The organism is Burkholderia sp. BCC1208 (assembly GCF_902833095.1).
GTDB lineage: Bacteria > Pseudomonadota > Gammaproteobacteria > Burkholderiales > Burkholderiaceae > Burkholderia.
This window is the reverse complement of sequence record NZ_CADFDY010000012.1, coordinates 150,006-169,629: the sequence shown is the minus strand read 5'-3', so window position 1 is coordinate 169,629 and position 19,624 is coordinate 150,006. Positions and strand designations below refer to the sequence as shown.

At 62.4% G+C, this 19,624-nt stretch carries 19 protein-coding genes; 8 read left to right on the top strand and 11 right to left on the bottom strand.

Annotated features, from left to right (window positions below; translation table 11 throughout):
* Nucleotides 1–171 precede the first annotated feature (171 nt).
* The 6 genes from HWX09_RS27955 to HWX09_RS27930 all read right to left on the bottom strand — a co-directional run bounded on the left by HWX09_RS27955 (nt 172) and on the right by HWX09_RS27930 (nt 5,430).
* Nucleotides 172–873, bottom strand: coding sequence for a DsbC family protein (locus HWX09_RS27955; RefSeq protein WP_175888609.1), 702 nt, complete (start codon nt 871–873; stop codon nt 172–174).
* Nucleotides 874–972: 99 nt separating this feature from the next.
* Nucleotides 973–1,725, bottom strand: a complete 753-nt coding sequence (locus HWX09_RS27950; RefSeq protein WP_080681173.1) for a DUF3658 domain-containing protein — start codon at nt 1,723–1,725, stop codon at nt 973–975.
* A 991-nt stretch (nt 1,726–2,716) separates the two neighbouring features.
* Entirely contained in the window at nt 2,717–3,445 is a 729-nt protein-coding gene (locus HWX09_RS27945) for a class I SAM-dependent methyltransferase (RefSeq protein ID WP_027781204.1), read from the bottom strand.
* A gap of 64 nt (nt 3,446–3,509) precedes the next feature.
* Nucleotides 3,510–4,091, bottom strand: a complete 582-nt coding sequence (locus tag HWX09_RS27940; RefSeq protein WP_027781203.1) for an HD domain-containing protein — start codon at nt 4,089–4,091, stop codon at nt 3,510–3,512.
* Nucleotides 4,092–4,169: 78 nt separating this feature from the next.
* Nucleotides 4,170–4,736 (bottom strand): helix-turn-helix transcriptional regulator, encoded by a 567-nt coding sequence (locus tag HWX09_RS27935; protein ID WP_027781202.1) that lies wholly within the window; start codon nt 4,734–4,736, stop codon nt 4,170–4,172.
* Nucleotides 4,737–4,788: 52 nt separating this feature from the next.
* The gene (locus tag HWX09_RS27930) at nt 4,789–5,430 is read right to left on the bottom strand and encodes a hypothetical protein (RefSeq protein WP_027781201.1); all 642 of its coding nucleotides are present in this window, start codon (nt 5,428–5,430) and stop codon (nt 4,789–4,791) included.
* Nucleotides 5,431–5,770: 340 nt separating this feature from the next.
* Here HWX09_RS27930 and HWX09_RS27925 point away from each other — a divergent pair, with 340 nt between their 5' ends.
* Complete coding sequence (locus HWX09_RS27925; protein ID WP_027781200.1) at nt 5,771–7,174, top strand: hypothetical protein; 1,404 nt, start codon at nt 5,771–5,773, stop codon at nt 7,172–7,174.
* A gap of 94 nt (nt 7,175–7,268) precedes the next feature.
* A complete protein-coding gene (locus HWX09_RS27920) occupies nt 7,269–7,841 on the top strand; it encodes a hypothetical protein (RefSeq protein ID WP_027781199.1) in 573 nt (190 codons plus the stop codon).
* Nucleotides 7,842–7,919: 78 nt separating this feature from the next.
* Here HWX09_RS27920 and HWX09_RS27915 read toward each other — a convergent pair whose 3' ends face one another.
* Nucleotides 7,920–8,474, bottom strand: a complete 555-nt coding sequence (locus HWX09_RS27915) for an OsmC family protein (protein ID WP_244135820.1) — start codon at nt 8,472–8,474, stop codon at nt 7,920–7,922.
* A gap of 65 nt (nt 8,475–8,539) precedes the next feature.
* Here HWX09_RS27915 and HWX09_RS27910 point away from each other — a divergent pair, with 65 nt between their 5' ends.
* Nucleotides 8,540–9,271, top strand: coding sequence for a ribonuclease T2 (locus tag HWX09_RS27910; RefSeq protein WP_027781197.1), 732 nt, complete (start codon nt 8,540–8,542; stop codon nt 9,269–9,271).
* A 156-nt stretch (nt 9,272–9,427) separates the two neighbouring features.
* On the opposite strand, the gene HWX09_RS27905 is transcribed toward HWX09_RS27910, so the two are convergent.
* From HWX09_RS27905 to HWX09_RS27895, 3 genes are all read right to left on the bottom strand, one after another.
* A complete protein-coding gene (locus HWX09_RS27905) occupies nt 9,428–10,951 on the bottom strand; it encodes an FAD-dependent monooxygenase (RefSeq protein WP_034185233.1) in 1,524 nt (507 codons plus the stop codon).
* A gap of 119 nt (nt 10,952–11,070) precedes the next feature.
* Complete coding sequence (locus HWX09_RS27900; RefSeq protein ID WP_230469098.1) at nt 11,071–11,679, bottom strand: isochorismatase family cysteine hydrolase; 609 nt, start codon at nt 11,677–11,679, stop codon at nt 11,071–11,073.
* A 186-nt stretch (nt 11,680–11,865) separates the two neighbouring features.
* On the bottom strand, nt 11,866–12,285 hold the full coding sequence (locus HWX09_RS27895; RefSeq protein WP_027781194.1) for a helix-turn-helix domain-containing protein: 420 nt from the start codon (nt 12,283–12,285) through the stop codon (nt 11,866–11,868).
* Nucleotides 12,286–12,542: 257 nt separating this feature from the next.
* Between HWX09_RS27895 and HWX09_RS27890 the strand changes: the two genes are divergently transcribed.
* The 4 genes from HWX09_RS27890 (at nt 12,543) to HWX09_RS27875 (ending at nt 17,466) form a co-directional block, all read left to right on the top strand.
* Nucleotides 12,543–13,415, top strand: a complete 873-nt coding sequence (locus HWX09_RS27890) for an NmrA family NAD(P)-binding protein (protein ID WP_027781193.1) — start codon at nt 12,543–12,545, stop codon at nt 13,413–13,415.
* 141 nt (nt 13,416–13,556) lie between these two features.
* Complete coding sequence (locus HWX09_RS27885) at nt 13,557–13,928, top strand: DoxX family protein (RefSeq protein ID WP_027781192.1); 372 nt, start codon at nt 13,557–13,559, stop codon at nt 13,926–13,928.
* Nucleotides 13,929–14,240: 312 nt separating this feature from the next.
* A complete protein-coding gene (locus HWX09_RS27880) occupies nt 14,241–14,474 on the top strand; it encodes a hypothetical protein (RefSeq protein WP_175888608.1) in 234 nt (77 codons plus the stop codon).
* Between the two features lie 850 nt (nt 14,475–15,324).
* Complete coding sequence (locus HWX09_RS27875) at nt 15,325–17,466, top strand: hypothetical protein (protein WP_027781191.1); 2,142 nt, start codon at nt 15,325–15,327, stop codon at nt 17,464–17,466.
* Nucleotides 17,467–17,770: 304 nt separating this feature from the next.
* On the opposite strand, the gene HWX09_RS27870 is transcribed toward HWX09_RS27875, so the two are convergent.
* A complete protein-coding gene (locus HWX09_RS27870) occupies nt 17,771–18,685 on the bottom strand; it encodes a glutaminase (protein WP_027781190.1) in 915 nt (304 codons plus the stop codon).
* Between the two features lie 219 nt (nt 18,686–18,904).
* Between HWX09_RS27870 and HWX09_RS27865 the strand changes: the two genes are divergently transcribed.
* A complete protein-coding gene (locus HWX09_RS27865) occupies nt 18,905–19,615 on the top strand; it encodes a response regulator (protein ID WP_027781189.1) in 711 nt (236 codons plus the stop codon).
* The last annotated feature ends 9 nt before the right edge of the window (nt 19,616–19,624 follow it).

The window sequence follows — 19,624 nt, the reverse complement described above, 5'->3', positions numbered from 1 at the left end:
GTTCAGGTCAGGCGGTCATGATAATCGAGGTAATTTCGTGAATTCGTGTAGGAATTGTGCTGAATTGTGCCGGCGGTTGTACGGCGCGGCTGCCGAGCTTTGTCGGTGTTTGAGACGATCGTCGCCCGGATTCGATTCTCGCTACCGTGACTGCGGAATGCCCTCGCAACTTTAGGGGCGAGAAGAGGTTCCATGCCTCGCGTGGTTATTGCGATCGATCTTGTCGGTCAGATCTTCCCCGGAAATAAATCCCGCGATTCTTTGTCCGGAAGGCAGGAATGTGGTGGGCGTGCCCCTGATGTTGAGTTTCTTTCCCAGAGAAATGAGTTCATTGGTCATGGCGGATTGACAATGTTTTCCGGGGGTGGTGGTTTTTCCTCTTTCTACCCATTGCTTCCATGCTTGAAGTCGGTTTTCTGAGCACAGGATGCTTTGGGATTTGATGGCGGAGTCGGTGGAAAGGGCTGGGTACAGAAAAATGTATATGGTTGCGTCGGGAATCTTGCCTAGCTCCGGAGTCATTTTCTTGCAAAACAAACAGTTGGGATCGAAGAATGTGGCGATCACACGCTCTCCAGTTCCATTTTTTTGTTTGATGGCATATTGAAATGGAAGATCGCTGATGTTGATGCTGTTAATCTTGTTAAGCTGTTTTTCTGTTATGTTTTCCTGATTGGTGGTGTCGAATAGATTGCCGATAATAATGTGAGATCCGGACGGGTTACTGTAAAAAATTTGGGAATTAGCGGTGATTTCATATAGCCCTTCAATTTTAGATGGGGTAACGTTCTCTATCTTCAATTCGGGGAGTTTGGCCTGCAATTTTCGTTGCAAGTTCACTTCCTCATCAATGGCAAAAGCCTTGGTGTGCATTGTTGTGAGTGCGATTGTCAGAAGCGACGTTAGAAGGGGTTTAAGGTTATTCGGCATAATGAATGGAAATCGGAGTTGGCGTGGCTGAAGGGTGAAATTTCAGGAATTCACGATTCTTATCTGGGTTTGCGTAATGCTGGTCTCGGATTTTTTCTCTATAACACCAGTGTCTGAAAGTTTTTTGAGCCGATGATAGAGAAAGATGTCTCCCGGAAAGTCGCGTTTTTCAAAGTGAATTTTTTCCATTATGCGCAATACTACTATGGGTGAAGGTTCCCATTTTTCAGCTGTGGAGCTCAGAATATATTCATCGAAATCAGAAGATTGCAATGATCGTATTGTTCCGGTTTCGTCGATCAATCTGAAATCGCCGTTTTCTTCAATGAGTGCACCCCATTCGTGGGTATAGGTTTTGATGTCGTTCGATTTTTTCTCAATTGCGTTGTTGAAGCGCTCGGTAAGCTCAAGGAAATTCGCCTGGGCGGGATAGGCGACGCCTTTAGGGACGGGAACGACGAAAAAATCGTCCGTTGTTTGATGGCTTATCCAATGTAGGAAATTAGCATATTCGACGGATGATAGTGGGTCTACCCATGCGCATATTTTTTTCGTCTTGTCAGTGGCGGCGATGGGTTCTTGGATGGTCAAGTCATCTGGGATATATCCAAAATGATCGGAAAACCAGGTCGACAGTGTCGAGATGTTGCGTTTTTTGAGAGGCCCGAGGTGCCAGTTTCCGTCAATAAGAACGTGCGGCCCAGTCAAATTACCGTTTGCAATTGCGGACTCGATGACGTTGAAGGTGATGTCCGAGAATGATGCATGGACTAAATTTTTGTGACCTTTGATCATTGGGATGCCTCGATCTGGGATGAAAATTTCAACCTCGTCGCGAGTGAACGACGACCATTTTCTGCAGTTGAGAACCTATCGACATAACCACTCACGACGAAGCGTGTAGCTATCGTTATACGGCGCAACCGCTGATCATCGGCCACCATCCATTCGAACGGTTACAGTTATTCAAGCAATCTGCGCATCGTGTCATACCAGCCGTGCTGCCGGGTCTGCTGCCGTATCGTTGGATACACATTGTGTAGAAAACGGAGCAACTTGTGAATGCTCGTTGATTGGAATTGTTCGGACCCTCGAGGATTTGGTTCGCGAGCCCATCAGCGGCAGCGATGCCGGGATGAAGCAGGGAAATGGCAATGCCAAAGGCGACTGCAGTCGATCTGGCGGCCCTTCGTGTGAAGAAGCTCTGCTTGGAACGCATCGAAACCTCCTTTGTAGCGGGTTGAGGAAAGGCAGTGAGCGCTTGACGGAATGGATGTGTTTTTGAGATTTTTTTCGCTTACAATTTAGTATTCCTGTGTTTCATAGATTAATTTTTAAGGAGGTGATTTTTCAAGAGGTTATTTTTTTGAGATAATCAAATTGTTGCTGATTGTTATTTTTGTTAAATTTGTTAAATCGAGCTGATTGGCGTTTTCGCAATGGCGGGGGGAGTTGACTCGGGACCCTCGCCGGAGGCGGGATCAGGGATTTCGCGTATCGAGACAGGAAATTAGAGCGCCGTTGGCGAAACGGCTTGGACGTTCTGTCCGGTCCGGCACAAGCGGCGCGCGAATCGGCCGGGCGGTGGCGAAGGTATCGAACTGATGGCGCGCGGGGACGGGCATGTTGCGGAAGACGGGACATATATAGCCCATCCGTACTGGTGCTGAATGCGACTTGCGGCGGCTTCGCGGTCGCGGCAATCGAACATGGTTTCCGGGCGGAGAGGTCCGCGTGCCGCTTATATCGAACAGTCGGCGATAGGTACGAGAACGGGTGCCCCGCGCTACCGCCGCGCGGCGACGATCGCCATCATCGGCCGGTCGCGTTCCTCGTCGAGCGCGGGCAACGCGTCGACCTGCTCGGGCGTCGGCCCCCATTCGTCGAGGTGGGTGAGCGTGAAGCCGCTGCCGATCAGCAGGTTCACGAGCGTGCCGAGCGTGCGATGCTGCTTGACGACGCCCGGCGCGAGCCAGTCGGTCACGCGTTCGCCTTCGCGCTGGTAGCCGTCGAGCGGCCACGAACGGTTACCTTGCGCATCGACGACGAAACCGGGCCGGCGCGGCGCCGTATGGATCGGATGCTCGATCGAGAACACGAGCCGGCCGCCCGGCACGAGCGCGCGATGGATCGCACGCAACAGCGTGTCGAGGTGCACGATGTAATGGAACGCGAGCGAGCTGTATGCGAGATCGAACGCGGCATCCGGCAGCGCGAGCGTCTCGAGATCGGCGCGACGGTACGTGATCGCCGGATGCGCGGCAGTCGATGCCGCGCGTTCGAGCATGCGTTCGGACACGTCGATGCCGAGCACGCCGGCCGCGCCCCGGTCGGCCGCCCAGCGGCTGAACCAGCCGTAGCCGCAACCGAGATCGAGCACGTGACGGCCGTGCAGGTCGGGCAGCAGCGCGCGCAGCGCTGGCCATTCGGGGGCGCCGTCGAGCCCGTGAATCGAGCGGTTCAGGCGGCTGTAGCCTTCGAAGAAGGCCGGATCGTCGTAGATGTTCTGCGTCATGCGTCGGCTCTCATGCGGGCAGGGCGAGCGACGCGAGCGGAGTAGCTCGCCCGATTCCGCGAGCTTACGCGCGGTGTCCGCCCGCGTCGATCCTGCGCTGCGTATCGGCATCGACGATCTCGCGGATCGCACTGAACAGTGGCGCGGCGTCGGTATAGCGCCGGCCGTAGCCGAGATTGAACGCATAGTCGAAATCGGGCGGATTGCTGCCCTGGTTGTGCTGCAGGATCGTTTCGAGCTTGTCGAGCGCCTTCGCCGCGCGGGCTTCCGGCGAGGCGGCTGCCTCGTATTCGTCCCACAGCGCGACGATCTCGTCGCGCACCGCGCGGTCGAGCGACGCGGTCAGCGTCAGGAGATCGTCGCGTTCGTGCGCGCTCTTGTCGGGATGCGCGGCCTGCTCGATCGCGGGGATGTCGCCGTGCAACGCTTCACCGAGGTCGTGGACGACGCACAGTTTCAGCAGCTTCAGCGTATCGACGCCGGGCAGCGCGTCGGCGAACACGAGCACCATCAGGCACAGTCGCCAGCTGTGCTCGGCCGTGCTTTCGGGGCGCCCGCCCGACGTATGGCCGCTGCGCAGCACGTCCTTCAGGCGTTCGGCTTCGCGCAGGAAATCGAGTCGGGCGTGGATCGTATCGGAATTCATGGTCGGCGTCCTTGCGATGAACCGCCAAGCGTACGCCGGCCGGCGACGGTGCGTCCACGCATGAAATATGCGCGGACGTCAGCGTGCGTCGAGCGTTTCCACGAGCCGCACGGCCGAGCCGTCCGACAACGCCATCCGTGTCCATCGGCACCGGCTGCCGCGAATCGGCACGACGCGCGACGCATTCGCGCCGGTGTCGAACTCGACGCTCGGCGGCCCGGCGCGGTCGTGCCAGCCGAGCGGGTCGAGCGCGGCTTCCATGCGGACGATTTCCGGCGTCGCGTAGCGCCACAGCGACGTGCCGAGCAGCGTCGAAAGCGGCTGCGAGAACTCGGCCGCGCGCGTCGGCGAGCTGGCAAGCAGACGGTGCGTGAGATCGCATACGAGATGCATGCGGCCCGCGCTGCCGGCGATCAGCCGCGCGAGTGCGTGGTCGCCGGCGGAACCGAGGCGCGCGGCGAGCAGCCGTTCGGCCGTCGCGCGCTCGGCGGGCGACATCTGCTGGCGGCCGGCCTCCCAGCGCGAGATCGTCGATTGCGCGACGCCGAACAGTTCGGCCGCATGGCTTTGCTTCACGCGGTGCAGCGCGCGCCAGCGCTTGAGTTGCGGGCCGAGCGAGGACGGATGAAGCGGCAGGTGTGGCATGTCGATGCTCCTGTTTCATGCGCCGGCCGGCGCCGCGGCGCGCCGGGCCGGCCTAGAACCCGACCAGTGGCCGGTCCTTGAGCGAAAAATAGGCGACCGGCAGCAGCAGGATCCCGCCCAGCACGAGTACGCCGTCGGCCGCCACGGTGACCGGCGTGGCGAGAATTCTGAGCCCCTTCGCGAACGCGGACGGTGCTTCGCTGATACGGACCGTATAGCGCTCGTTGAAGGGTTGCGCGGCGCCATTCGGTTTCAGCGTAAAGCCCTCGGTCGAATAGCGCTTGCCGACGAGTTTGCCGTCGAGTTCGATCCGGTCGCGCGAGGCCGTGAAGCCGTCGGCGGTGGCCGCCTGGCGCGCGTCGGCCGACGCATCCTTCGACAGAACGGTGTCGTAGTCGCCGGTCACGTCGCTGCCGTCGGCATGGAAGCTGCTGAACGACGTATGCAGCGATGTGCGGTAGCTGGCCGCCAGCACCGGGCGCAGCTTGTCCGGCAGATCGAAGATGTAGTGATAGCGCTCGCCCAGCACCACCAGCTTTTTGCCGTCTTTCGTGATCAGGAACGCGGAAACATGCTCGATGTAGGCTTCGTCGCGGTTTTCGTAGAGCGCCGGCGTGAAGCAGCCCGACAGCGTGAGGCTGCTCGCGGCGATGCAGGCGGCAAGCATGCGCCGGCGCGTAATCGATCCATTCATTTGTTTTTGTCCCGTCTGTGCGGTTCGGTTTGGTGGCTTTCGCCCTCGGAAGCCGGATTCTCGCGTATCCGCCGGACGTTGTCGAACCCGAAATCTGTCGTGGCTTTAGGTGACCGCACCCGCCCGCATCGCGCCGAGAACGTTTTCGCGAGGCTTTCAACTGGCCCCGCCATATCTTATTATTCGGCCAGAGCGGCGCGTGCCGGCCGCCGTCGATCATGTCGACGACATGACGCGCCGGCAACGATGACCGCCTTCCGGCCGGCGCGTCGCCCGACGCGTGGTCGCAACGACAGGGAGCGCGAGGCCGCGCGTTTCCCGAAAAAGATACGAGGGCGCAATGGTACGACTGGTGTTGCTGCTGCTGGGCATCGAATATCTGCGGACCCGCTGGCGCGGGCTGACCGTGCTCGGCTGGCTGTGGGTCGTCGCGGGTGTCGGCATTTTCGTCGATGCGCTCGACGGCGCGCTGCATTTTCCGATCGAACTGTTCGCCTGGCTGTTCCTGATCGAGGGACTCGCGACGCTCGCGGTGGCCGGCAGCGGGGTCGGCGGGCAGCGCATCCTGCGCTACGTGAAGGGCATCGCGGTCGTGGTGGCCGCGGGGCTCGTGTTCGCCGGCCATCATCACGGCCACTTCCTGCTGTCGATGATCTTCGGCACGCTGTTTCTCGTCGACGGGCTGTTGCAGTGCACTTCCGCGTGGATGGTGCGCTATCGCCGCTGGAACGTCGCGTTCGCGTGGGGCGTCGTCGAGATCCTGCTGGCGATCTTCTTCTTCCAGCCGTACCCGACGCACTACGCGGGCACCGTGCCGTACTGCCTCGGCCTGTTGCTGATGTTCGGCGGGATGCACATGCTGAGCCTCGCCGCACGCGTGCGGCGGCTCACGCGCAACCCGGCGTTCGCGACGTCGCCCGCGCCGGCGCTTGCGCCGGATCTCGACGATGCACCGGACCTGCCGCAGTTCGCGCAATCCGAATGGGACGGCCCGCCGGCCGACGGCGAGCGGGCACTCACCGTGCACGTATGGACGCCGACCGGCACGTCGAAGGCCGAGGCGCAGCGTTATCCGGTGATCGACCGCTATATTGCGGCGGTGGACGTCAACGGCGTGATCTCGACCGGCCATGCGGCGCTGGAGTCGCCGGAAGGCATCTATATCAGCCTGTATCCGGGCGTCGAAATCGATCGTTCTCCGGACGAATTCACGCGCATCCTGCGCGCGACGCGCGAGAACGACGTGCCGGGCCTGTTCCAGCCCGACTATGCGACCGAGTCGAAAGCGTGGTGTCCGTCGACGGTGCGCGTGCGTATCCGCAACTACGATCCGGCCAAGCTCGATGCGTTCTGGTCGTCGTACCGGCAGAACACGACGTACAACCTCACGCACCGCAACTGCTCGAGCACCGTGTCGTATGCGCTCGAGGCCGCGCTCGACGGCGCGGTGTGGCGGCTGAAGGGCGCGCGGGCCGGGTGGGGCGCATTCGTGCGGCTCCTGCTCACGCCCGAGCTGTGGGTGGCCGCGCAGATCCGCAAGCGTGCGGTGACGATGGCGTGGACGCCCGGGCTCACGCTCGACTATGCGCGCGCGCTCAGCATGCTCGCCGATCCGCGTCCGTTCGCGTGGTGGAAGGTTGCGCGCTCGGCCGTGAGCGCGATCATGGCGTCGCGCCGCGCGTGGCGCGAGCAGGACAGCGCGGCGCTGTCGCCCGGCGGATCGGAGGCGGCGTCGATGAAGTGAAACGCGTGGCGCCGGATGCGGGCCCGGCATCACGAGGGGCGCCTGCGCGCGGCCCGGCGATATTGCCCGCCATCAGCACCCACAGACGACGACAATGAACAACACGAGAGCGTTCCGCATCCTGATTCCCGCCGCGCTGACGCTGGCGAGCGCCGGCCTCGCGCAGGCGGGCACGGACGAAGTGCCGCGCATGAGCAACGACGTGTACCGGATGTCGGTGTCGTTCTGTTCGAACGTCGCGGCCGCCGAGAAGATTACGTGCCAGGGCGACATGATCGCCGCGGGCAGCCGGATCGTCGCGGCGATCGGCGGCCTGCCGCCGGCTTCCGCCACGGCGATCGACGAAGGCGCGCGCAACAAGCTGCCGCCGGCGGAGCGTAACGGGCTCGCGCCCGTCGAGCCGGCAGCGATCGACAAGGACGATACGCTGGCCGGCCTCGCCGGCATGGTGCGCCTCTGCGACGTGTACGAATCCGGGCCGGCGTCTCGTGCGCGGCATCACGCGGCGCTGCAGCAGAAGGCGCCCGATGTCGCACCGCGTGTCGAGGCGTTGCTGGCCGACGCGTCGACGGCGGCGCGCCAGCGCGTCAGCATCGGCGTGTGGCAGATTCTCGCGCTCGAGGGCCCCGAAGCGTCGGCGCGCGCGTGCACGCAGCTCGGCACCTGAGCGATCACGTGCGGTAAGCGCATGCCGTTCGATCGGCGACGCACTGGCGCCGATGGTGCAACGTCCGTGGCGGTCAGCTCAATCGTGCGCGATCGTGGCCGGGCCGATCCGTATCGGCTTGCCGAGGGTGCGGGCGACCGGCGAGGCTTTTACCGCGTTGCTGACGAGTATTTGCTGCGCTTGCGACAGCGGCGCCGCGAAGCGCACCGTGATGTCGAAACCGGTTTCGCGATCGAGGCGTTCGATGGCGACGTCGACCCTACACGTCGGCAGCGTCATGCCCGCCCGCTCCGCGGCCAGGTCGACCGACATGCGGACGCAGGCCGCGAGCGCGCCTTCGAGCAGTTCATGCGGCCGCATGCCGGCGTCGCCGCCGATGCCTTCCTTGTGCGTGTCCGAGCGCACGAGGCTGCGCCCGTTCCCGATCTCGACGCAGTACGGTTTGCCCAGCCGCGTGGCCGTCACCATGAGAATGCTCCGTTGCAGGATGAAAGTGACGACAGCGTATGCCGGCATCGCACGCGAAGGAAGGCAATCACCGGTACCGGTACCCGCTGTAACAGCGTCGGCGGCGCCCCGCGAATTCTTTCGTCCACCTTCACATTCGTGCCACGTTGCGGCAGCAACAATCATGGGCAGACATTCGACAACCTTGCGGCGCATCCCGCGACCGCAAGCCCTTTCCGAGGAAACACGCCATGCTCAAGACGCTCGCCCGCGCCGCTGCCGCACTCGCCGTCGCTTCCGTTTCACTGCACGCCGCCGCGCAGACCAGCTACGACTACCTGTTGCTCGCCGCATCGTGGGAGCCCGGCTTCTGCGCGTCGCACGACACACCGGAATGCACGAACCTCGCCGGCTCGTATGCGGCGACGAGCCTGTCGCTGCACGGGATGTGGCCGAACCGTTACGACGGCAATCAGCCGTTCTACTGCGGCGTGCCCCAGAACGACATCGATCTCGACAACGCGCACCAGTGGTGCAGCATGGACGCATACCCGATCAGCAGCGCGACCCGCAACACGCTGTCGACGTACATGCCGGGCGTCGCATCGTGTCTCGACAAGCACGAGTGGTTCAAGCACGGCACGTGTTCGAATTCGGCCACGCCCGATGCTTACTGGAACCAGGCGTCGGGCATGATCAGCCGGTTGGGCAACACGTCGTTCAACGCATTCCTGCAAGCGAACGCAGGCAAGACGGTCACGCGTAACCAGTTGCTGTCGGCGTTCGAAGGCGCGTTCGGCAGCAACACGCGCAGCGCGGTGTCGCTGAAGTGCACGAAGACGAACGGCGTGAGCTACTTCACCGAAGCGTGGATCGCGGTGAAGACGAATGCGACCGCGCAGTTTCCGAGCGCGGCGTCGCTCGTGACGGACGGCAATACGCAGGGCACGTGCCCGACGTCGGGTGTGTTCATCGCGAAGTGACGGGAGGCGGCTGACGTGCGCGACATCGCGCACGTCGCCGGCGGTCAGGGCGGCGGCAGGACGGATGGCATGGGCATTCGGGCATGCCGTTGATGGCACGCATGCAGGTACGTCGGTCGGCAAGACGCGACCGCTCCCTGCGTCACGCGGCTGCGCTCAACGCGTCGCGGACGGTACGCCGAACCACCGAGTGGCCGCATGCGTGGCTGCGTCGATGTCCGCATCGTCATCGCAGGCCCATGCGACGAAGCCGTCGGGGCGCACCAGCACCGCACGCAGCCCGAGCCGGTCTTTCGCATCGCTCGCGATATAGGCGATCCGGTCTCGCCAACGGTTTGCCAGTGCCCGAAGCGATGGATTCGCATCGAAGTCCAGCAGCACGCCCTTGCCGTGCCGGACGTGTTCGCCGAGCCGCGTGCCGTCGGCCAGTTCGAAGTCGGGAACGCCGTGGCCCACGAGCGGATGGCCGCCGCCGAGATCGTACGCGAGCGACACGCCCCACAAGCGTTCGGCGAAGTACGTCGCGCCGTCGCGCGTGTCGACGAGATCGCGAATGATCGCGGCGAGCGCGCGCGAACTCGGGGACGGCCGCATCAGCGCGACCTGCGCACGCGACCAGTCGAGCACGCGTGCGCCCACCGGATGCCGTTCGTCCGTGTAGCTGTCGAGCAGCCCGTCCGGCGCGTCGCCGCGGATCGTCGCGGCCAGCTTCCAGCCGAGATTCATCGCATCGCCGAGTCCGAGATTGAGCCCCTGGCCGCCGAGCGGCGAGTGGATGTGCGCGGCATCGCCCGCGAGCAGCACGCGGCCGTTGCGGTACGTCGATGCCTGGTACGCGCGATCGGTCCACGTGGCCGCGAGCCGGAGCGCGGTCAACGTGATGGCGGTGCCGGACACGCGCCGCAGGACGGCCTGCGCATGCTCGAGCGTCACCGGCCCGCTCCGGTGGAATGCGCTGCCGTCAAACTCGACCAGCGCCACGGTTCCGGGCGGCGTGTACGTGTACATCCCGGCCGCCGTGTGGTGACGGCCCGGCAGCAGCGCGCCCGGATCGGCGAACTCGGCTTCGATCGAGTAGCCGGTGAACTCGGCGTCGGTGCCGGTGAACGCGAAGCCGCCGGCCTTGCGGACCGCGCTGCGGCCGCCGTCGCAGCCGACGAGCCAGCGTGCGCGCAATGTCTCGCCGCCCGCGTACAGCGTGACGCCATCGTCCGACTGATCGAAGCCCTCGACGGCAAGGCCGCGGCGGATTTCGACGCCCGTTGCGTGCGCACGGGCGGTCAGCACGGATTCGACCCGCGCCATGTCGGTCGCCATGTGCGTGCCGGCCGGGCCGGGCAGATGGTACGGCCACTGCGACGCATCGACGTCGTCGTGGAAGAACTGAATGCCGGCGAAATGGCCGGCCGGACGACGCGCCTGGCGCATCCAGTGCGCGGTGTCCTTTGCATGAGGCGCCAGCGCGATGCCGTCGAGCAAGCCGCGACGGTAGAGCGCGTCGATCGTCGGCGCCGACAGGCCGCGCATGCCGAACGGGAGATGCTTCAGCGGGGATTCCGGCTCGTCCGCCTGTTCGACCACCAGCACGGAGACGCCGGCAACGCGCAGCTCGCACGCGAGAAACAGGCCGACAGGGCCGGCTCCGGCAATCACGACATCATGGGTCACGGGCACATTCATCGGGGATTGGGGGCTCGGTTTCAGGCCAGGGCGGCCCGGTGTGATCGAGAGGGCGGTACGCGCCGGTATTGCGCTCTCTTCGGGGAAGTAATGGAATGTCGTTCCATTGACGAGATTTGTTACGCCAGCAGCCGAAGCGCATCGGCGAGCGACAGCACCGTCGTACGTGATTCGAACGCGGTGGCGAACAGATGCTCGTGGACCACCGGGTCCGGGTCGTAGCAGCAATCCTTGACCGTGTAGAGGCGGAAATCGGCGTCGCTCGCGTGGGCGATCGACGACAGCATCACGCCGGTCGACGCGATGCCGACCATGATCAACGAATCGACGCCTTGTGCGACGAGCCGTGCCTGCAGATCGGTGCCGAAGAATACGCTTGCGCGGTGGGCGATGATCAGCGGTTCGTCGGGTTGCCTGGCCAGTTCGGGGCACGGGGCGTCGTCGATGAACAGGCCGAGTTGCTTGATGCCCTGGCCATTCTTGTTGCGCGGGCTGACTTCCGGATAGCCGGGGCTGAAGCGGAGATTCGCGAACCAGACGCCGATGCCGGCGGCGCGTGCCGCGTCGCAGAGACGGCGCGTATTGGCGAGCAGCTCGGGCGCGACCGACGGGAACAGGCCGAGGATGTCGGTCTGGTAATGCATGACGAGCAGCGCGGTTTTTGATGGCGTGATGGGGAAAGGCTGAGCGTGCACGTTGTCGTCATTGGCGGGCGAGCGGGTTGCCATGTCGATATCCGATGCGTTTTCCTCGTTCATGAACGACGTTCTCCAATAGCTCGGGCAATTTTTCGGTGCTGCCTTATCGGGCTTGCGCGACAGATAGTAGAAGAATCCGGCAAACGGCGCGCGCCAGTCGTCCGGCATTCGAGGCAGTGCCGCGTTTCAACAAGTTGGTATGGCCTCGTGGCGCATCTAGCGCGGAACATCCGCGAGTGCGCCGTCAAAGCGCGTGCGTGCGGCATGGATGTCGGCATAACTTCGATCGGCCCAATCGACGAGAGCCGCCATCGGGTCCAGCAGCGATCGACCGAGCGGAGCCAGACGATATTCGACGCTTGGCGGCTTGGTGGGAAAAACATGACGTGTGACGAGTCCGTCACGCTCCAGATTGCGGAGTGTCTGCGTCAGCATGCGCTTGGAAATGTCGGGGAGGGATCGGCGAAGCTCGCCGAAGCGCTGCGATCGCGTCGCCAACTCCATGATCATGAGCATGCTCCATTTGTCGCCGATTCGGTCGAGCACGTCGCGAACCGCACAGTGGGCGGGCGGGGCGTCACGTGACTGACGTTGATATCGGCCGAATCTCTCGATTGCATTCTCTGCAGCGCTCATTCGGGTTCCCTTCAACTCTTCTGGTAACAAAAAACTGCCTCCTTACGGTGCGAGGCGCAGGTCTCTATGATAGGCCTGCCCTCGAACTTAGACCGTACCTCGAGAAGTTCTCATACCGGCCCCTGTTTCCCGCTTTCGATATTCAGGTGCCGGCGGACACCCGGCTCGCCATGGATTGAAGGCGCTGCCGCGGCTTTTACCTGGGGCGAGTGTCAGTTATCGATGCTCGAAGGCAATACTGATTTCAGGAGAAACCTATGTTTTTGGTAACAGGAATAACAGGACGCGTCGGCGGCGCAACGGCCCGACACCTGCTGGCGCGAGCCAAGAAGGTCCGTGCGCTGGTCCGGAATCGCGACAAGGCGATGCACTGGGCGGATCAAGGCGTGGAAGTGATCGAAGGCGACTGGAACGATGCGGACGCAGTCGCGCGGGCGCTTGAAGGGGTGGAAGGTGCGTTTGTCATGCTGCCCGGTGTCTGGGCTCCGTCGCCGGATTTCAGCGAAGCAAGGGGTGTGATCGCGAACTATGTCGACGCGCTGACCAAGGCACCGCCGCCGCGGGTGGTCGCACTCTCGTCGATGGGGGCGGACAGAACCAGCGGGTTGGGAATGATCACGGCCCTGGCACTTCTGGAGCAAGGGCTTCGCGACCTGACATTGCCGATTGCCTATGTGCGAGCCGGCGGTTTTTTCGAAAACTTCCTTTACGGCTTGCACGTCGCCCAAGGCGGCACGCTGCCTGTCTACTACAACCCGACGAGCCGGAAATCGACCATGGTCGCGACCGACGACATCGGTGCCGAGGTGGCGACGCTGCTGACCGGGCCGGCGTGGTCAGGGCATCGCGTCGTCGAGCTTGGCTCGATGTTCAGCGCGGATCAGGTCGCGGCCCAACTGGGCGAAATCATGCAGCGCGACGTCAAGGCCTTCGCCATCCCCCGGGCCGAGTGGCCGGCAGCATTCGAACGGTTCGGCATCCCGAAGGGCCAGACCGGGCCGGCCGAAGCGATGTTCGATGCCGTCAACGCGGGATGGATGGATATCGGTGTCGACGGGACGGAGCACGTCGGGGGCACGACGCTTCCTCGCGACGTCTTTGCGGCAGCCTACAAGGCCGCCAACACTTGAACCGGGGCAGTCACATCGAGAACGGAGGCGCGTAGGCCGCCTTTTTCGAGCCGCGGCAGTCAGCGGTGATTGGCTGGCTCGTCGACGAGCCAGCCACACTGGTTTACGGCGGCACGCGGATCAGACAAGGAGAAAGGACGAATGTCCAAGATGTCGTGGCACCAAGTATTGCCGTTGTTGCTGGCGGCTTTTTTCGTCGCGGGATCGCTCAGCAACATCGTTGCCCCGCGATCCATCGTCGACGAATACCTGAAGTGGGGATATCCGCCGGGGTTCCATTTCGTGACCGGCGCGCTGGAACTCACGACCGCCATCCTGCTGGCGCGAACGAGGACGCGACTGTGGGGTTCGGCGCTCGGCTGTGCCGTGATGCTGGCTGCGCTCGCGACCGTCGCGTTCTACGGCGAATACGGACATGGCGTGGCGCCGCTCGTCGCGGCGATACTATCGAGTGGGATCGGCTGGATCACCTGGCGCAGGCGGCTCGCCGTCGGTTCCGTGGCAAGAGCCTGAGTTTTATGCGGCCGTCAAACGCTTGAAAGCATGCTGAAGGTGCTGTTTGGGAATCGGTTGTTGGTTGCAAATCGCGTTGTGTCAGAGGAGGCACGCCTGACTTCGTCGCATCGAAAAATCGACCGCCCCGTATAAGTCGTCAACCACTCCAACGCCGGCGTCCCCGCACTCCTGCAATATGAAGTGACAGAGACTCCTGCGGGGCAGACTGTGCGGGTCGGTGTCGCGCCGCCTTCGACGACCGAATTGGTCAACTAGGGTCAGTCGACGGTGGTCCGAGATCGTCAACAATGAGGCTTCAGACGAGAATTCTTGCTACCGTTCGGAATCGATCTCAGGGTTGAAGCCGGAATCGCAAGTATCGAATCCGACTTGCCGGAAGCACTCCCCAGCTTCAGCGATCCGATCGAAAACGGGCGCATCGTAGGGGTTGTTGAAGGCGGCGAGCAATTGTTGCTATCGCTAGCGCGTGTCGGTATCGATTTATCCAACCCGCTGTTCGCACAGGCAATCAACGATTGCGTAGCCAACCTTCAATCAGGCTGATGGGCGAATATCCGTATAGGCCAGAAGCGGTCGTTGGAAATTTGTCACAAATCGCGTTCTTCAGTGCACGGGTTTCACATCACATTAGGTCTTTTGAAGGCAGACATGGATGCACTAGCCAAGGCACTGGTACTCGCCGTTAAGTACATCGATCAGCGGGCAACTTGCACACTGAGGACGACGACGTGAACGCACTTGAGGAGATCGCATCTGCACTTGCAGTCGCATCGACAGCAGAGCGCAGTGCCTTTGCCAGGGTCGCAACGTCGCTTGGCTTCCCCGACCTAGTCGAGCAGTTCGGCCTGGATTCACTGCAATGACCGCCTTGCAAAATCCTAACAGCTCATCTGGGCGTGCGTTGGGGCTGCTTGGGTCAGTCCAGCATTAGACAACGTGTCTCGGTGACCAGCGTCCGCTTTTTAGAATTCCCACGGACCGCTTCGGGTCGACAGCCGTCCGTTACGTTTGGCGGGTAGCGGCCAAGTGCGGTCATCTTGCCGGAAGTGCACCCGGACACTCAAACGGCAGCGCGGCAACGTAAAGCGGCCCTCTCGCCGTGAAGGGTATGCAACGGCCGAAATGAAACGATCGCGACTCAAACGAGAATTACGCGATCACCGACTGCCAGCGTGAGCACCTTCAACTAACTCAGACCGCTGTATCTCAGGCTAAAGCATTCACCAATCTCTCAATACGGGCACGCGCGCAGTGACGGTTTCCATGCAATACCGTCTCTCACCGCCGGAGCGCCTCGAACGGTACGTCGTGTTGCTATGCACCATCTTCCCATCGTTTCTACGCTAGAGTTCGCTTACGTGGTCCGAGGACCAATAACCTAAATCGCGCAACCATGGCCGGAAAAGTTCAGCACGAGATTCCGCAGTTATTCCTCCGCGGCTTCCTCATTCCGAGGGCCGACGGTGTTCAGCAGGTCTACGTCTATCGACGTGGTCGGACGGCCCCCTTCATCTCCGGCATCGATCGTGTGGCAGCTGAGGGCTATTTCTATTCCCGACTGGCGACCGACGGCAGTAAAACGCTTGACGATCACATAACCGACTACGAGAACCGTCTCCGTCAGTTGGTCGCGGCGCTTCGCGCAGTCCCGATAGGCGCCGTGGCTCCCTCGGCAGTCGCGGCAGAGGTGGTGGCACACCTCACGACTCGAAACGCGCATTTGCGCGGTACTTTCGCTCAAGCGGTGCGGAGCATTGCAAATCACGCACGGACAATCTTTGGGAATCAGGATACCGTCTTAAGGCTTTTGGGCTTAGATGAACCCGAGCCAACCGACCGCTTTCACGAACGCCTCGGTGACACACTCAACAAGAACTCAACGCTTGCACAGCTCGGCCTTCCTGAACCAGTGCTAGAGAGGGTTGCGTTCTTCCTTGCGAAGGAAAATTTCGAATCGGCTGCCACCGGGTATCTCGCTCCATTGATGTGCACGCTCGAGCAGCTTGAGGAGAAGGCACCGAACTTGGCTCGCGACGGTCATAACAAAGCTCTCGCCGCCTCCATGGCGCCTGATCCACGTGTCCAGTCGCTCGGTGCGTTCGAGTGGCGCGTCGACGAGGCGAAAAACGATCTCATTCTTCCCGATTGTGTTGCACTCGCTCGTGAGGCGGGTGGCGACTGGAAACCGCTGATGATGGCTGATCCGGATGAGGTCCGAACCGTCATCCTGCCGCTAAGTTCAAGGGTACTATTGGTTGGATGTTTGCCAGACACCCCGCCAGTCGACGTTACTGCATTCAACGCGGCCGCGGCCGCGTGCTGTCAAACCTACTTCCTAAGCGGATCTCGGTCAGTCGAGCTGGAAAGTCTCCTGCCCACCTTGGGCTGTCGTGCGCTCACCGTGGTAGAGGATGCAATTCGAAGCGGCGTCTATGAACTATTTCCGAGCCCGCAGTCCGCGTTACCACCCACTGGTGAACACGCCATTCGATCGGAAATCAATTCTGATACCCACCGGCCGTCACGCAAAGTACCTCGTTCAATCGCGATTGTCTTCCGTGGCGACTTCGATAACTCCACGCGCAACAGGATCGCCGAAGCAACCGCTCAGATCGTAGGCGAGGCATGCTGGACGATACCGCTGGACCGCCTCGACGGTATCACGTTCGCCGACAACTATCCCGAAGCGCTTCGCACCCTCGATCGCGGCTTCCCAACAACCAAGCCCCTCGAAACCTACCAATCAGAATTGGGTGTCGGCATTGCGCAGTCACCCTCAGTCCTTCGTGATGGCGTCGTCAAGGGGCACGTCGTGATGAACGGTGGGCTCGCTCGCGAACTTGTGAGGGAAGACACATTCTATCGCCCCGTCGCCGTGCATGCGCTCGTCAAACAACTGGCGCTCATCGGCTGTACCCAGATTTTCGACGATGCGCTTCCTGGCATCTTGCTGAAGCCCTTCAAAGACAGCTTCGGCCACGACATGCAGGTGGGGGCCTACCCGGGTTGGAATGGGTATTTCGCGTCGCGGGCCGCCGCGGCCTTCAATCGCGCCCACGGCAAAGCCGAAGCCGAGGTTCTCGCAAACGGTCTACTTGAGGCCAAGGAGAGAGTTCCGTCCGCGCGGCTAGCCTACCGTCAGCATGGTGACTTGGTTCTGCTCTTTCACGAGATACTTCCGCGCCTCGCTTTCGTCCTTGAGCACGCTGGCAATCTTCTCGGCCACTGCGATGGGCTGGGCACCGCGCCATTGGACGATGAACCGGAGCTTGTCGCTCTTCTTGAAGAGACGGGCTTACGTAACTGGTTCGATACTTACCACCGCCAACTGGCTGAGCTATGGAGCCGACGAGGCGAGTGGACCAGCTTCGATGAGTTCCTTGCTTTGAATCGGCACACCGAGCGGCTTCTCTGGCAATTCGGCATATTTCCGTGGCGTGCCGCGGATGGTAGCTATCGCGTTGAGATTCCGCTGGCGACGGACGCGGTCGAGCTACTCAAAATCACCGCCGAAACACTGGGGAGAGTTGAATGACCGCAAACTCCGACCGGACATCAGAACGATAGTGGCAGCGGGAGTTAGGCGAACCAGATTCCAACTCAAGCGGACGCGCTCAACGTTCGATATGGCCACGGCGCCCTGTGGAATGCTGCAACTGGCAGCGCGCCTCCACGCATGGCCGCTCAAATTCGAAAGCGGTCATAGCCGCGCACAAGCATCGAACGTCGGCTTTGGGTCGATTGCTGCCGATGGCTGAGTTCCCCATTGAGCGTGCCCGTGCGCGCCAATGTAAATCTGCCGCCATTGCGCCAAATGAGGCACGCTTAACTTCGCCCCCTCAAAAAATCGACCTTCCCGTATAAGTCGTCAACCACTCCAACGCCAGCGTCCCCGCCAACGAATTCCCGTTCGCATCCAGCCCCGGCGCCCACACGCACACGGCCATCTCTCCCGGCAGCACCGCGACGATCCCGCCGCCGACGCCGCTCTTCGCCGGCAGCCCGACCCGGTACACGAAATCGCCGGCCGCATCATAGGTGCCGCAGGTCAGCATCAGCGCCGACAGCCGCTTCGCGGAACTCGAATCGATGATCCGCTCGCCGGTCGCCGGCGCGACGCCGCCGTTCGCGAGAAACAGCGCGGCGCCGGCGAGTTCGACGCAGTTCATCGTGATCGCGCACTGGCGGCAATACGCGTCGATCACCGTATCGGGCGGCATCTGCATGTTGCCGAAGCTCGCCATGAAGTGCGCCATCGCGCGGTTGCGCTCCGCGTGCTGCAACTCCGACAGCGCGACGCGCGAGTCGTAGTCGATGTCGTTCGCGCCGATCAGCCGCCGCACGAATTCGACGAGCGCCGTTTCGGCCTTCACGAAGCGGCGGCACAGCACGTCGGTGACGACCAGTGCGCCCGCGTTGATGAACGGATTGCGCGGCTTGCCGCGCTCGCTTTCGAGCTGGACCAGCGAATTGAACGCGGTGCCGGACGGCTCGCGGCCGACCCGTTCCCACAGCGCGTCGCCCAGCAACTGGAACGCGAGCGTGCACGCGAACAGTTTCGAGATGCTCTGGATCGAGAAGCGTTCGTGCGCATCGCCGACCGTGTAAACGTTTCCGTCGAGCGTCACGACGGCCATCCCGAACTTGTCGGCGGGCACTTTCGCGAGTTCGGGAATGTAGTCGGCCACTCGTCCCTGGCCAATCCAGGGGGCGAGTTCGGTGTGGATGCGTTCGAGGATCGTCTGGTAATTCATCGCGTCAGGCAGGGTAGAGGCATGGCCGGATTCCGGCGAGCCCGTATGGAACCGTCCCGGCGCCGATTCGTCAAGCGCGGCCGGAATCGCGCCCTTATTTTCGAGACCGGCAAACAGGCAAGCGGCGGGCGCAGTATCATGCGGTACGTTTCGGCCGAGGGCCGGCGTCCGGCACCGGCCGGCGCCGCCGCGGCTTTCCCGATGACTCGACCGCCGCCCATGTCTTTTCGCATCCTGCTCGTCGAAGACGACACCCGCTTGTCCACGCTGATCGCCGGCTACCTGCGCAAGAACGACTATGAAGTCGATACCGTGCTGCATGGTGACGCCGCGGTGCCGGCGATCCTGTCCATTCGCCCCGATCTCGTCATCCTCGACGTGAACCTGCCGGGCAAGGACGGCTTCGAAATCTGCCGCGAGGCGCGCAAGCAGTACGACGGCGTGATCATCATGGTGACGGCGCGCGACGAGCCGTTCGACGAATTGCTCGGCCTCGAATTCGGCGCGGACGACTACGTGCACAAGCCGGTCGAGCCGCGCATCCTGCTCGCGCGGATCAAGGCGCAACTGCGCCGGGCGCCGGCGCGCGCGGCCGAGAGCAGCGCGCCGCAGCCGGAGCGCTACGCGTTCGGCAAGTTCTCGATCGACCGCACCGACCGCACCGTCGTGCTGCCCGACGGCAGCACGCCCGAGCTGACGTCGGCCGAATTCGACCTGCTGTGGGCGCTCGTGTGCCATGCGGGCGAAGTCGTCAGCCGCGACGATCTGATGCTGCAACTGCGCGGCGTCGAATTTGACGGTCTCGACCGCACGATCGACGGGCGCATCTCGAAGCTGCGCCGCAAGCTGCGCGACGACGCGAGCAACCCGCAGCGGATCAAGACGATCCGCAGCAAGGGTTATCAATTCAGCAAGCACGCGTGGGAATGACGCCGCCGT